The organism is Acinetobacter sp. BMW17, assembly GCF_001592855.1.
In the GTDB taxonomy this organism is placed as follows: domain Bacteria; phylum Pseudomonadota; class Gammaproteobacteria; order Pseudomonadales; family Moraxellaceae; genus Acinetobacter; species Acinetobacter johnsonii.
The window spans coordinates 70,895-86,246 of record NZ_LSOD01000048.1 but is presented as its reverse complement, the minus strand read 5'-3'; the positions used below and the strand labels follow the sequence as shown (position 1 = coordinate 86,246).

General features: G+C 41.8%; 10 protein-coding genes and 1 pseudogene. 7 read left to right on the top strand and 4 right to left on the bottom strand.

Features of this window, described 5'->3' with window-relative positions; all coding sequences use genetic code 11:
* Positions 1–22: 22 nt before the first annotated feature.
* From AXW61_RS16540 to gabT, 3 genes are all read right to left on the bottom strand, one after another.
* Positions 23–955, bottom strand: coding sequence for an IS5-like element ISAlw1 family transposase (locus AXW61_RS16540; RefSeq protein WP_062035358.1), 933 nt, complete (start codon positions 953–955; stop codon positions 23–25).
* A 361-nt stretch (positions 956–1,316) separates the two neighbouring features.
* Positions 1,317–2,765 (bottom strand): NAD-dependent succinate-semialdehyde dehydrogenase, encoded by a 1,449-nt coding sequence (locus tag AXW61_RS16535; RefSeq protein WP_005400031.1) that lies wholly within the window; start codon positions 2,763–2,765, stop codon positions 1,317–1,319.
* Positions 2,766–2,781: 16 nt separating this feature from the next.
* Complete coding sequence (gene gabT / locus AXW61_RS16530) at positions 2,782–4,044, bottom strand: 4-aminobutyrate--2-oxoglutarate transaminase (RefSeq protein ID WP_062035356.1); 1,263 nt, start codon at positions 4,042–4,044, stop codon at positions 2,782–2,784.
* A 577-nt stretch (positions 4,045–4,621) separates the two neighbouring features.
* Between gabT and AXW61_RS16525 the strand changes: the two genes are divergently transcribed.
* Together AXW61_RS16525 and AXW61_RS16520 are read left to right on the top strand one after the other, a co-directional pair.
* Complete coding sequence (locus AXW61_RS16525; RefSeq protein ID WP_062035354.1) at positions 4,622–6,124, top strand: PLP-dependent aminotransferase family protein; 1,503 nt, start codon at positions 4,622–4,624, stop codon at positions 6,122–6,124.
* A gap of 414 nt (positions 6,125–6,538) precedes the next feature.
* The gene (locus AXW61_RS16520) at positions 6,539–7,984 is read left to right on the top strand and encodes an amino acid permease (RefSeq protein WP_062035352.1); all 1,446 of its coding nucleotides are present in this window, start codon (positions 6,539–6,541) and stop codon (positions 7,982–7,984) included.
* A 116-nt stretch (positions 7,985–8,100) separates the two neighbouring features.
* Here the strand turns inward: AXW61_RS16520 and AXW61_RS16515 are convergent, their stop codons facing one another.
* Entirely contained in the window at positions 8,101–9,213 is a 1,113-nt protein-coding gene (locus AXW61_RS16515) for a heparin lyase I family protein (RefSeq protein WP_240487481.1), read from the bottom strand.
* A 615-nt stretch (positions 9,214–9,828) separates the two neighbouring features.
* Between AXW61_RS16515 and AXW61_RS16510 the strand changes: the two are divergent.
* From AXW61_RS16510 to AXW61_RS16495, 5 genes and pseudogenes are all read left to right on the top strand, one after another.
* Positions 9,829–10,523, top strand: a pseudogene (locus AXW61_RS16510) (alpha/beta hydrolase).
* Positions 10,524–11,074: 551 nt separating this feature from the next.
* A complete protein-coding gene (locus AXW61_RS16505; protein ID WP_062035350.1) occupies positions 11,075–12,535 on the top strand; it encodes a cytochrome ubiquinol oxidase subunit I in 1,461 nt (486 codons plus the stop codon).
* Positions 12,528–13,532, top strand: coding sequence for a cytochrome d ubiquinol oxidase subunit II (gene cydB, locus AXW61_RS16500; RefSeq protein ID WP_062035348.1), 1,005 nt, complete (start codon positions 12,528–12,530; stop codon positions 13,530–13,532). Before AXW61_RS16505 ends, cydB begins: the two co-directional genes overlap by 8 nt.
* A gap of 14 nt (positions 13,533–13,546) precedes the next feature.
* Positions 13,547–13,669, top strand: a complete 123-nt coding sequence (locus AXW61_RS17580; RefSeq protein WP_004694789.1) for a hypothetical protein — start codon at positions 13,547–13,549, stop codon at positions 13,667–13,669.
* Positions 13,670–13,748: 79 nt separating this feature from the next.
* Positions 13,749–15,155 (top strand): PLP-dependent aminotransferase family protein, encoded by a 1,407-nt coding sequence (locus tag AXW61_RS16495; protein WP_062035346.1) that lies wholly within the window; start codon positions 13,749–13,751, stop codon positions 15,153–15,155.
* The last annotated feature ends 197 nt before the right edge of the window (positions 15,156–15,352 follow it).

The window sequence follows — 15,352 nt, the reverse complement described above, 5'->3', positions numbered from 1 at the left end:
AGTTTTCCTAAGTTGCTAAAATTTAGGTTACAACTTGGGTATGAGATCTGCCTAATTCTGTAAATTTATTTAATACGGCCACACGTGCATGAATCTCATTGACTTGGCTTTGAAAGTTTCTCGCACTGAGTTTATCCACCAATAATTTGATGCAATGCATCTTGGTTTCAACCAAACTGCGCCGATGGTAACCTGACCATTTTTTCCATATTATTCTTCCTAAATGCTTAACTGTTCGAAGTAATTCATTTCGCTCTCGCGAATGAACTTTTGTATCTTTCCAAGGTCTCGCATTTTTCCTAGGTGTAATCACTGCATGCGCTTGCCGATCTGCAATGACCTGACGGCATTGTTTTGTGTCATAAGCCCCATCTGTATAGACTGAATCAATCTGTTCATCCAATGGGATTTGATTTAGTAAATCACCAAGGACTTGCGAATCACTCACATTGTTGGTCGTGAGTTGAACTGATCGTATTTGTAGGGTTTCAGCATCTATACCAATATGAAGTTTTCGCCATTGGCGACGATATTCAGGCTGATGTTTCTTGCGTTTCCATTCACCTTCACCTAAAAACTTTAAACCAGTAGAGTCGACAAGTAGATGTAGTCCATCACTACTTTTTTGATAGCCAATTACAAGATCAATATGCTTTTGTCTTCTGCAAATGGTGGAATAATCTGGCGCTGTCCAATCTAAACCACAAAGCTTAATGAGGCTTTTCACAAAGCCAGTGACCATACGTAAAGAGAGTCGAAATAAGGATTTAATCATTAAACAGCATTGGATGGCTGTATCTGAATAAGTTTGATTTCGACCATGTTTACCTTTGGGTTGAGCGTACCATTGAGTCTTGGGATCAAACCAAATCGAAATGTTTCCTCGATTAATTAAGGCTTGATTGTATTTGGACCAGTTGATTGTACGGTAGATATTAGGTGCAGGCTTCTTCATTCGGAAATTATATTGCTGAATTAGACCTTACGAACAGCTTTGTGCAACAAAGCCCATCTTCACTGAAGAGTATTTTATTGAAAAATATAAGAATGAAAATAAAATTATTTATATTTTTTACATTTCCTATATTTATTTTAATATTTTATTCCTATATTTGTTATGCTTTAACAATAATTTAAAAACAGAAATTTAATTTTATCAGGTTAATTATACATTATATTTACAATCCTCATGATCAAACCAATTTTTGAATCACACAATAGTCTAAAATGAATCCCCCTCCTCCAATAATACACCCATAAAAAATCAGCCATGAATGGGCAAGGCTGATTTTTAAACTGATGGTTTCTGGACTGACTTAAACAGATAAGTCCACGCACAAATATTTCATTTCAAGATATTCGTCGATACCAAATTTAGAGCCTTCACGACCTAAGCCAGACTGCTTCACACCACCAAAGGGAGCCACTTCATTTGAAATCGCACCCGTGTTGATGCCGACCATACCGTACTCAAGCGCTTCACCAACACGCCACTGACGTGCGGTATTTTGCGTAAATAGGTAAGTTGCCAAACCAAACTCAGTGTCATTGGCCATTTGTACTGCTTCTTCTTCCGTTTTAAAACGGAATAGCGGTGCCAATGGACCAAAGGTTTCTTCTTTTGCCACTTTCATCTCTTGTGTCACTTCGGTTAAAAGTGTCGGTTCAAAGAAAGTACCACCTAGGCTTGAGCGTTGACCACCGGTTTTAACCTGCGCACCTTTGCTAATGGCATCGGCAATATGCGACTGTACTTTTTCAATCGCGGCTTCATCGATCAGCGGCCCTTGGGTTGAAGTCTCAACTCGGCCATCACCCACTTTTAAGTTCGCGACAGCAACTGCCAGTTTTTCAACCAAAGCATCGTAAATACCGTCTTGTACATAAATACGGTTGGCACATACACAGGTCTGTCCGCTATTTCGGAACTTGCTGGCCATAATGCCTTGTACAGCTTGCTCAAGATTGGCATCGTCAAACACCAACACAGGTGCATTACCGCCTAACTCTAAAGACAGTTTTTTGATGGTTGGCGCACACTGTTGCATCAAGATACGACCAACTTGCGTTGAACCTGTGAAACTCAACTTTTTCACCGTGTCGCTTTCGCACAATGTTTTGCCCACTTCGCTTGAATCACCACTGATGTGTAATAACACGTCTTGTGGCAAACCCGCTCGTAATGCTAACACTTCTAAAGCATAAGCCGTTAAAGGCGTTTGCTCAGCAGGTTTCACAATCATCGAACACCCTGCTGCAATTGCAGGTGCGGCCTTACGTGTGATCATTGCTGCGGGGAAGTTCCACGGCGTAATTGCTGCCGTAACACCAATCGCCTGTTTGATCACCAACAAACGTTGGTTCGGCAGTGTGGGTGTTAAAACTTCACCATCGATACGGCGTGCTTGTTCAGCAAACCAACGAATAAATGAAGCAGCATAGCCAATTTCACCTCGTGCTTCCGCTAAAGGCTTACCTTGTTCAGCAGTCAAAATCTGAGCCAATGACTCTTTATTTTCCTGCATCAAATCAAACCAAGCCCAAAGTACATCAGCGCGTTGTAGAGCTGTTTGCGCTTTCCACGCAGTTTGTGCCTTTTGAGAACGAGCAATCACTTGCTCAACTGACGCGCGGTCATGGGATTTCACCCACGCCAAAGTGTCATGTGTTGCCGCATCTTTGACTTCGATGTAACCACCATTTTCAGGCACATCAAAACGAATATCTGGATGCTGTAATAAATCTTTATATTGCGCTTGAAGCATAGTCATTACTCTTCAATTATGCTGCAGCAGAAAGTGCAAAACCTTGTTTTAAAATGTTTAAGCCAGCACGGAATTGTTCTGCAGGAATCGTTAAAGGATATAAGAAACGGATCACATTACCATAACGACCACAGGTCAAAATAAGCAAGCCATTTTGCATTGCATAGTTTTGAATTGCTTTCGCTTGATCCGCCGTTTCCAACTCAATCGCGACCATTGAACCCAACGCACGAATTTCTTGGACCGTAGACGAAGACTGTTTTAGTTCATTCAGAACTTCAACCAACTCTGCGCCCAATACATTTGCACGTTCGCAAAGACCTTCTTCTTCAATCACGTCTAGTACGGCATGTGCAGAAGCTACAGCCACTGGATTACCTGCATAAGTACCACCTAGACCACCTGGGTTCGGTGCATCCATCACTTCAGCACGGCCAACCACACCAGAGATTGGGAAACCACCACCAAGACTTTTCGCCATAGTGATTAAATCCGCTTTGGTTTCATAATGATCCATAGCAAATAACTTACCAGTACGTGCAAAGCCTGTCTGTACTTCATCTGCAATAATCAAAATACCGTGTTGATCACATAGCGCACGTAAACGTGTTAAGAATTCAGCAGGAACAACGTTGAAACCGCCTTCACCTTGAACAGGTTCAAGGACAATAGCAGCGACATCATGTGCCGCAATATCTTCTGCAAAAATGTCTTCAATGCTTTCAATCGCAGCATCGACAGTAATGCCTTTTGACTCTACTGGGTAGCGTGCATGGAAAACACCTGAAGGCATCACACCAAAGTCACGTTTGTACGGTGCAGTTTTACCCGTCATTGCCATCGTCATAAATGAACGACCGTGGAAACCGTTACCAAAAGTCACAATACCGTGACGACCTGTGTAAGAACGTGCAATTTTCACTGCATTTTCTACAGCTTCAGCACCAGTAGAGAAAAATGTTGTTTTCGCTTCACCAGCAATTGGCGCACGTGCATTAATACGTTCAGCCAAAGAAACATAAATTTCGTACGGTACAACTTGGTATGCTGTATGGGTGAATTTAGTCAATTGTTCAGTAACAGCAGCAATAATTTTAGGATGACGGTGACCTGTGTTCAGTACTGCAATACCACCCGCGAAGTCAGTATATTGATTCCCTTCAGCATCCCAAATGGTGGAATTTTCTGCTTTCTCCGCATACCATTGACACATGACACCAACGCCACGAGGAGTCGCTTTTAGTTTACGTGCGTTCAGTGCAGAGTGTTTACTGTCCATTTTGTATCCTCATTCTTGATTCATACATTTATAAAATTTCAGCGTCCCGATCATGCTTTTTGCTGATTTACAAAGGACGTGGTGTTTATTGCATTTTGCGCTTTTATTGGCACTAGACGAGAGCCACTTTTCATCAGACAGATGGAGCCAATTCACCCTACCCCTTTATAATTATTTTCCACATAAAATATTTATTTGATAAAAATAAATAACTTAAAAAATATAAATTTTAAAAGGGCATACTTATTCTAGAGGGCCATTACGGTATTCAACCGAATCACCAAAAATGCTAAAGAAGCCCAAAATTCAGCAAATGACTGTGCCAACCTAGAAACCATTTATGTCCTTCTTTAGGCTTTTCTAATTGTATTTTCAAGCCGTTGTATTCGATTATGTAAATCATCTAAAAAAACTTTTGCTTTGGATGCGACTTGTGTATATTTCCAGCCCCTTAGTCTCGGGCATTTGCTCCCAACGTCTACAAGCGAAATGCTTTACAACGGCTGCCTGACGAGATAATTTGCATTTATGGTAATCGCTCACGAAAAGCCATTTTAATATTGTAGGAGAGAGCCAATTGCGTAGCTTGCTTGGAGATTATTTACTGCAACGATTACAGCAAGATATTGACGGAACCCTACAATTGCGGTTGTTTCGCTGCTTACGCAACGCCATTATTGACAGTGTGCTCGCGCCCAAAACCCGCCTACCTGCATCGCGTGACTTAGCCAAAGAAATTAAAGTCTCACGCAATACCGTACTCAGTGCATATGAACAATTACAAGCGCAGGGCTATGTTGAAGCACGTACAGGCCAAGGCACTTGGGTGGCTGAAAAACTGCCTGAATCCTTTTTGGTCAAAGCTGAAAATACCAATAGTCAAGCTCAAGAAAAAAAGACCCAGCAGAATTATAATTTGTCGCAACGCGGTTCCTATCTCATCGGCTATTCAGCTGCATCGCCATACCAATGGGGCGCGTTTGTGCCCGGTGCACCCGATGTCACAGAGTTTCCGCACCATATTTTTAGCCGTATTCAAACCCGCCTCAGCCGTGAACCCGAAATTAATAGTCTTATTTATAGCAATGCGGGCGGTTGTTTAGAGCTGCGCCAAGAACTAGCGGAATACCTCAAAATTGCGCGTTCGGTGCAATGCGATGCAGACCAAATCATTATTACTGAAGGGACACATCAGGCGATCGATTTGGTTTCACGGACCTTAAGTGACCCAGGCGATGAAGTTTGGATTGAAGATCCTGCTTACTGGGGGGCACGTAATATTTTACGCATTAATGGCGTGAATCTACGCTCCTTACCTGTCGATCAAGAAGGCATTATTCCTGACCTAGACCCAAAAACCCCGCCTAAACTGATTTTTGTGACGCCTTCACATCAGTACCCTTTAGGCTCGCACTTAAGTTTAGAACGTCGTAAACAACTGATTGCCATTGCGCGCCAGCATAAAAGTTGGATTGTGGAAGATGACTATGACAGTGAGTTTCGCTTCTCGGGTCAGCCATTCCCTTCTTTGCAAGGTTTGGAGCCTGATGCACCTGTCATTTATATGGGAACCTTCAGTAAAACCATCTACCCTGCTTTGCGCATTGGCTATTTGGTGGTCCCTAAAAAGTTGTTTTCACCATTGCGTATTGTGGCGTCGGAGTTATATCGGGGTGGGCATTTACTGGATCAAAAGGTCTTGGCGGAGTTTATCCGTGAGAGCCATTATGAAGCACATATTCGTCGTATGCGTTTACTCTATAGCAAGCGTCACGCCTTTTTAATCGATCTGATTACACGTCATCTTGGGGCAGATTTCCTGCATGAATACAATACCGCTGCTGGTTTACATTTGATTTTAAAGCTGCCGAGCAACATGGATGATGTGTTGATTGCCAGCAATGCACTTGATCAAGGCGTAAAAGTTCGAGCGCTGTCACAATACTATACCAAGCATTATTCGACACGGCAGAAAGGACTACTATTGGGCTTTGCCTGTGTCCGTGAACAAGAAATATTGGTGGCTTTTGGTGTGTTACTCAAATGTCTGCGAAATGCAGGAGTTCGTACGCTGAGTTGATTATTCTTATAAATTAGATACTTAAGTTTTTTTTACAACCATTCGACTTACGACTAAAGCCGCAGTTACAAAGCTGAGTTTTGCTGCTTCATTCTATAAATTATTGAGATGAGAGTAAACATTGGCTCCCCAGCTTTTCACATTTTAGCTGCAATTGGCTCCTTCCAAATGCTAAAAAATGGCTCTCGTTTACTGAGAACAAAAAAGAGAGATTAGGTGCATACATAAACAACATGTAACCGTTTTGTAGCCAAAGTGTGATTTTTAACGCTTTGGCAGAAATATCAGATTTATTCATTTTTGCCTTAATAATGATAAAGCCTCTGATCATTCGGTTACAGTTTTAAAGGATGAGTAGTCCGAAAAAGGCTTCGCCCATTTTGAAACTACCTCCTTAAGATTAAGGAAAATTATATGGAAGCACCTAAACAAAGCGCTGTGCCGGATGCATCTCAAGGCTTAAAAAATGGACTTAAGTCGCGTCATCTCACCATGATCTCGATTGCGGGTGTCATTGGTGGTTCACTGTTCATCGGCTCGGGAAATGTTATCTATTCGGCAGGCCCTGCTGCAGTTTTGGCCTATGCGTTTGGTGGATTACTCATTCTGTTAATCATGCGTATGCTAGGTGAAATGGCCGTTCTCAATCCAGACAGTGGGTCGTTTTCAACCTATGCTGATCGTGCCATTGGTCGTTGGGCTGGTTTTACCATTGGCTGGCTGTATTGGTGTTCTTGGGCTTTGCTGATGGGCTGGGAAGCCTATGTCGCAGGTAAAATTCTCAATAGCTGGTTTCCCTTTATCCCAATCTGGGGGTACATGTTGGTAGTAATTGTGTCCTTAGTTTTGGTCAACTTACAAAATGTCAAAAACTATGGTGAATTTGAATTTTGGTTTGCACTCATCAAAGTAATTGCGATTGTGATTTTCTTAGTGATTGGTAGCTTGGCTATCATGCATTTATGGCCATGGGGTCAAGCAACTGCATCAGGAATCACGCATTTAACTGCGGACGGCTTCATGCCAAACGGTTTCTCGGCAGTGATCACCGCCTTACTTGGGGTTATGTTTGCCTACATTGGTGCTGAAATTGTTACGGTTGCGGCGGCAGAATCAGAAAATCCTGCCCGTGAAATCCGTAAAGCGTCTAACTCTGTGGTTTGGCGAATTATGTTGTTCTATGTCGGTTCAATGTTTATTACCGTATGCCTAATTCCACATAACAATCCACTATTAAAAGATCCAACGTGGGGAACCTATAGTGTGACTTTGTCAGCACTTGGCATTCCAGAAGCAAAACACATTGTTAACTTTGTAGTCCTGACCTCGGTATGTAGCTGCTTTAACTCGGCACTTTATACCTGCTCGCGAATGTTATTTTCACTGTCAAAACGTGGCGACGCACCAAAAAGCTTTGGTTCAATCAACCGTAATGGTAGTCCGTGGATGGGCGTTCTGGTCTCGTCATTATTTGCTCTGGTCGCAACGTACCTTACTGCAACTGAAAGTATGAATGTCTATGACATCTTCATGTTAGCAACAGGTACAGCAGCATTGTATGTCTACCTGACCATTGCCTTCTCACAATTACGTATGCGTAAGAAATTAGAAGCCGAAGGACAAGTGATTGACTTTAAAATGTGGTTATTCCCTTGGCTCACTTATCTTGCCATCGCATTTATCATTGGCGCGCTCATTACCATGCTTGTGGAAGGCACCTACTTCAAAGAAGTGACTTACACCAGTTTACTTGCTCTGTTTATTGTTGGATTGGGCATCTGTGCACAGAAGTTTAACTGGGGAAAGCATGCTCAAGATAAACCTATGAACACTCAAGCCGATTTGAGCAATAACCTTTAATTTTAAAATAATGTGGTAATGATCTAAGGTCATACCAAGTTAAACCGATGGCTTTCAAGTGAGAGCCATCGGTTTTTTAATGATAAGAAATGACCGCTTAGATGAAACTCAAAATCTTAATTGAGATCTTTAATTACCACGTTTTTATGGTACGCCTCGACAGGCTGCCCCACGATTACACGGTTCTTCAGTGCCCCTTCACGCCAACTTGAACGGTAAATGCCCATTTGGAAATAAGGCGACCACTTTTGATGGTAATTATTGACCCCACTGATGTTGGCTACTTCTTTTCCATTGTGTTTCACCACCACTTTCCCGGGAATCAGTTGATTGTTTGCATCAAGTTTTGACCATTGGATATCAAAATTCCAATCATTCCACTGGTTATAAGCCACAGGCACATCTAAGACATAACGCTTCAAAAGCGTTTCTGGAACCGCCAATGGCGAGCTCATTGGCTTCAACTCATATAAATGTAACTGCCATTCAGGTTTTAGACCTGAAAGCACCAAGGCTATTGGAGGATTCAAATCCTTTCCATTTAGGTTAAAACCATGCCACTGCGCCAGTATTGTTCCATACTGAAATGCTGGCCATGTTGAGGGAATATAATGAGAAAAAGAATAGTTGTAATGCCCCCAACCAAATTGCTTTCGTTGTATTTCCGCGCGATAACATTGACCATCATCAGGCACGACAAATTTGGCAACATTCTGCCCAGTACCAGCTGGATCTTTAACTATCGTTGCTGAACTACGATTTTCAAAGTGGAGAGCCATTGCATTCCACGTCGACAGATCATTGCTGTATTTATCGACACGAATCGTCCCCGTCTCAAAGCCATCACGAAAAATGACCTTACCCTTTTCTTCTGTATTGTCGACCAATACATCATCCTCTTTAGGATTTGGTATCACATCTGATGGATTGACAACTTGTTCTGTATTTCTTGCAAAGACTTGTAGTTTGACCGTAGTGGTTTGACTGTCTTGTTGACCATCATTCACCACTAAACTCAGTTCATAATCTCCTGTACGGTCTGGAATAAAATGAAATGTTTTATCCGTGCTAGCACCCAGACTGGGAAAGCTATTTTCTGGCTTTTTAACAACCGCCCAACGATAGCTCAATGTGGTCGTGCCATCATCGGTACTTTCAGAACCATCTAAAAGTATACTATCCCCGACCATAGCACTGTTTTGCGTTAACTGAATTACGGCTACAGGCATTTCATTTTGAACACCTTTTACCGTTGCTGTTGTTGACTGCTGATCCTAACCGCCCCCGCAAGCACTCATCCCCAAAACTGTAACTAAAACTAAAAAACATCTAATTTTTTTTCATGTAAATGCACTCTATTTATACCCACCCAAAATCTGCCATGTACCTCATCTCCCCCATTTCTCGTTGAGAATTGAAAGCAATAGAACATGGCCAAATTCAACTTTTAAAACCCTAATGAGGTTCATTTGAAACAATGAAACGTACTACTTTAGTTATTGATAAATGATCAATTTCCCCCAAAATCAAGCATTCAGCACAGCCTGCTCATCTTATAACATTATGAAAATCCAGCTCTTCTTTTTTTATGGCTGAATACCTCAAAAAATGATTATTAGTAATGAATATTTTAAAAAAGCTAAAAAATAGCAGCAAGGAGAAATAAAATATTAATCACACAAAATGCCCACTTTTTAACGTAATTGGCATTTTTTTTCAGTCTTTTATCTATATTTTTTTAACTTACAATTAGTTAAATTAACTTGCATTGATAATCATTAGCCCAACCTAGCATGACCACTTTTTTAACTATAAGATGATATTTTTACTCTAGGGATGAGAAGATGAATAAAAAGCCAACAATTATTTTAGTACATGGATTTTGGGGCGGCGCTGCCCATTGGTCTAAAGTCATTACTGACCTATCTCACCGAGGTTACGAAGCCCTCCGTGCCGTTGAACTGCCTCTCACCTCTTTGGCTGATGATGTTGAGCGAACCCGTAAAATGATCACACAAGTACAAGGAGATGTACTTTTAGTTGGCCACTCCTATGAGGGGCGGTCATTACCGAAGTCGGTAATCAGCCCAATGTTGTTGGTCTAGTCTATATTGCAGCTTTTGCACCCGATACTGGTGAAAGTCCAGGTGGCATTACGCAACAACATTTACCCGTTGGTGCCCCCAACTTAGAACCCGACAGTGACGGATACCTTTGGGTCAAAGCCGATAAATACCATGAAAGCTTCTGTCAGGACTTAACGAATGATGAAGGACTGGTCATGGGCATCACCCAGAAAGCCCCTGTTGCGAGTACTTTTGGCGATACCATTTCAAACCCAGCATGGAAAAACAAACCATCTTGGTACCAAATTTCAACTGAAGACCGCATGATTCACCCTGAAAACCAAGCTATGATGTCTTCACGCTTAAATGCTCAAAAAGTCATTTCTTTAGATGCCAGTCATGCTTCACTCGCGTCTCAACCCAAAGCCGTTGCTGATTTAATTGATGAAGCCGCAACTTTCCTTGCGCGTTAAACTATCTATATTGAAGGGAGTCTACAGACTCCCTTTTTTAGAGCTATTTTAAGTATCAAACGACTTTCAAATCACAATAGATAGCGCAATATCATTATCCTGTAGGTGTAAATATTCGCACATACTCGGTTCGATGGCTGTCAGCTAGACTTCAGCTTTTACTACTGACCTTATCATTCATAATGAAGCTCCCTCGTTAAAAGTTTTATTCAAACTACGCTATTTCAAACAAGGTGTTATGCAAATTTTGAATAACATTTTTTAACTAACTCAGCATCAAAACTTTCTGTATATTTTAATTAAGCAATAAGAATGAATAGATCATAAAAACAGTTCAAAAAATATAACAGACTAAGTGCAATTTTCTATTTTGTTATATTTTTTCTCTCCAATTCTTGTACCTACATCTTCTAGACATCCTGATGCAAGATCATCATCAGTATTTTAAGTAGGTAGTTTTTAATGAAACGATCTATGCTTTTTTATCATTCCGATCTAGACAGCAACTGGGTATCGAACCGCCGATATTCCTGCCAGCCATGGAGGATGCAATGAGCCTCGGATTAACCGCACTTGAGTTGGCAAGAATTCAATTTGCCTTTACTGTTTCCTTTCATATTATTTTTCCTGCAACCTCTATTGGTTTAGCCTGCTTTCTTGCCATGCTGGAATGGAAGTGGCTGCGCACCCAAAATCCAATTTATAAAGACTTATTTAAGTACTGGATTAAGATTTTTGCTGTGGCATTTGCTATGGGGGTTGTTTCGGGCATTGTCATGGCCTACCAGTTCGGCACCAACTGGAGTGAATTTTCACGCATCGCAGGCAGCGTCACAGGGCCACTGCTCACGTATGAAGTCATGAGCGCCTTCTTTTTAGAAGCCGGTTTCTTGGGCATTATGCTATTTGGTTGGGGACGGGTCAGCCCCAAAGCCCACTTTTTTGCCACTTTAATGGTCGCTATCGGTACCTGTATTTCCATGTTCTGGATTTTATCCTCCAACAGTTGGATGCAGACACCTCAAGGCTTTGCCATCGAGAATGGCATTATTGTCCCCACAGACTGGTGGGCAATTGTGTTTAACCCATCCTTCCCCTACCGATTTGCCCATATGGCAGCAGCGGCCTTCCTAGTCTCATCACTTTTAGTGGTCGGCACCGCAGCATGGCATTTGCTGAAAGGTCGTCGTGATGAATTGGTGAAAAAATCTTTTTCCATGGGCTTATGGATGGTCCTGGTCACGTCTTGCTTACAAGTTGTGATTGGGGACAACCACGGTTTAAATACCTTAAAACATCAACCTGCAAAATTGGCAGCCATTGAAGGCCATTGGGAAACCAATCGTGATCATGGCATGCCTTTATTACTGTTCGCTTTACCGAATATGGAAACAGAGTCGAATGATCTTGAGATTGGTATTCCCAATCTGGGCAGTTTGATTCTGACGCATTCCCTAGAGGGTCAGGTCACTGGTTTAAAAGACTTCGCAGCTGAAGACCGTCCGAATGCACTGATTGTATTTTGGAGTTTCCGGGTCATGGTTGGCTTGGGCATGTTAATGGTTTTACTCTCGTTAACGGCGCTGTGGCTACGTAAAAAAGGCTCTCTATACGAAAGCAGTTGGTTTCATAAATTTGCCATCATTATGGGACCTACAGGATATATCGCGCTCCTAGCAGGTTGGGTCACTACAGAAGTTGGCCGTCAGCCTTGGGTCGTGTATGGTGTGATTCGAACTAAAGACGGTTTATCGCATACAGTCACAGCAGATCAAGTCGGCTTGAGCCTGATTATTTTTGTTCTGGTCTATACCGTCGTCTTTGGCGCGGGTATTTACTACATGCTGCGCTTGATCAAATTAGGCCCTGCTTTTTCTACGCCTTTAGATGCCGTGCACGATACTGGTCCCGGGCATTTTAAAACCCCTTTACGTCCACTCAGTGCTGTTGAAGAGTCTATCGAGACCACTGATCCTTCTGCTCAAAATAGTAAGGAGAAACCACATGATTGATCTCGCTTTGGTTTGGGTCGGTATTATCGGGCTCGGGGTACTCATCTATGTGGTTATGGATGGTTTCGACTTAGGCATTGGCATTCTGTTTCCCTTTGTGAACGGAACGCAAGAACGTGATGTGATGATGAATACCGTCGCGCCCGTTTGGGACGGTAATGAAACATGGATGGTCCTAGGTGGTGCTGGCTTATTCGCTGCATTTCCTTTGGTCTATTCAACCGTTTTATCGGCACTATATTTACCCATTATCTTTATGGTGGTTGCCTTAATTTTCCGCGGTGTGGCCTTCGAGTTCCGCTTTAAAGCCACGCGCACCAAATACCTCTGGGATCTCGCATTTATCTGGGGCTCTATCTTATCGAGCTTTTTCCAAGGCGTGATTTTAGGGGCTTATATCCAAGGTATTCAGACCACCAATGGTATTTACAGCGGCGGTGGATGGGACTGGTTCACACCATTTACATGTTTTACTGGTCTAGGGGTCGTGGTCATGTACGCCACTTTAGGGTGTGGCTGGCTCATTTGGAAAACCGAAAAAGAGATACAGCAACGGATGTTTCATCTCATGCCTAGGCTGATTATTGCTTTACTCATTATCTTCGGTGCCGTGAGTTTATATACGCCGCTGACCCATCCTGAAATTGCACAGCGTTGGTTCTCTCTGCCGAATCTATACTATTTTAGTCCCGTGCCAATTTTAGTCTTACTGTTTGTTGGCTTGATTCTATCCGCGTGCAAAAAGCAGCATGAACTAAAACCGTTTATCTATACTTTGGCTTTAGTCTTTTTAGCTTTTACTGGCTTCGTCATCAGCTTATGGCCCAATATTATTCCGCCATCGGTCACTATTTGGCAGGCCGCTGCACCTGAGTCAAGTTTAAAGTTTACTTTGGTGGGAGCTGCAATTTTAATCCCAATCATCATTGCCTATACCTTCTTGTCCTATTGGGTGTTCCGTGACAAAGTACGTATAGGGGATCAGGGTTATCATTAATTGAGGAGATAGACATGAAAAAATTTGTTGATCGACTCAGCCCACGATTATGGTTTATTTTATTGTGGTGCTTTGGCTTTATTTCTCTCGCACTGATTGCGGGTTTCTTTAAGCTGTTGCTGAGTTTTGCTTACTAAAGCCAGCCAAGCATTTTTTATGAATTAGGCACGGGACTTTCAATACATGTCCTGTGCCTTTTAATTGCAGCGAACCCATATGTATAAATCAGAAAAACTTGCGCTCAGCCTGAAACATTTGATTGAAAGTGGTTTTTGGAAAGCCCACGATAAACTGCCCTCACTTCGTCAACAAGCTGAAACATCGGGTTTTAGCCTAATGACGGTGATGAATGCCTATCAGGAACTCGAAGCGCAAGGGCTGATTTATTCACAAGAAAAACTCGGTTACTTTGTGACAGGCGATGGACGCTCAGAAAGCAACTCCAATAGTGTCATTCTCAACGAAAAAATTGAAATCAACTCTAAAATTTTCAGATATTTAAAATCGATCCAATCTGAACAAATGGTTCCCTTTGGCATTGCCTTTCCCAACAGTCAACTACTCTACTCTGCCAAACTGATGCAAACGTTAGGACAACGTGCCAAACACCGTCTTAGTTATGAACAGATGCCAAGTTTACCTCCCGGGAACTTTGAGCTGCGGAAACTGATTGCGCAGCGCTACTGTATGCAAGGGATTCCAACAGACCCGTCCGATATCGTAATTACCTCGGGCGGATTAGATGCTTTAAACCTCTCCTTACAAGCCATGACCCAACCGGGTGACTATATTTTACTTCAAAAAACAATATTTTATGGTGCATGGCAAGCGGCTGAACATTTGGGCCTGAAAGTCATTAGTATTCCTGAACATGAAGAACACGGTATTGACCTTGAGGCTTTTAAAGATGCGATTGAGCGTTATCCAATTAAAGTCTGTTTGTTGATGCTCAACAGTCACAACCCAATTGGTTTTACGGTCAGTGATGACATCAAATACCAACTGGCAAAGCTACTGCATGAGCGCGATATTTATTTAATTGAAGACGATGTTTATGAAGAGCTTTATTTTGATCATAAAAAGCCGCTGTCGATGAAATACTTTGATCAGAAAAATTTGGTTTTACACTGCTCTTCTTTTTCAAAAACTTTAGGTGCGGGTTTTCGGATTGGTTGGGTCTATGCGGGTAAGTTTTCAGAACATATTCAGCATTTACAACTGATGAGCACGCTTTCCGTCAATTCATTTATTCAAAATGCCTTGGTCGATTATTTATCGCATCGACACTATGAAAAGCACTTAAAAACTTTGCGTAACACCTTAAAACGTCTCAAAAATCAGTATTACACTTATTTATCTGAACATTTGTCTGAAGATTATCAAATTCATTATTATCCATCGGGCTATTTTCTTTGGATTACTTTGCCCGAGCAGATCAATGGAAATTTGATTTATGAGCAGCTTTTAGAGAAAAATATCAGCATTGCGCCCGGTTCATTATTTTATCAAACGGACAATGTCCCACATCATATTCGAATCAATTGTTCATTTGAAATCAATGAGCGTATTCAAAATGCCTTAGATGCCTTGATCCAATGTATTTACCCAGAAGCCTTTGAGTAAAAGTTGAATGGTTTAAATCCAGACTGATTTAAAGCATCTTTTGATTTGAAGAGACCCACTCCCTCACACTGCAAATATCACCATCCCAGAGATAAAATGACATGATCAGATCGGATCATGTCATTCCTCTCAAGCTAGGTATAAGATTTCTCAGCACTCATATTTTGAAAATAGGTGCGATAGATATAGACACAGCC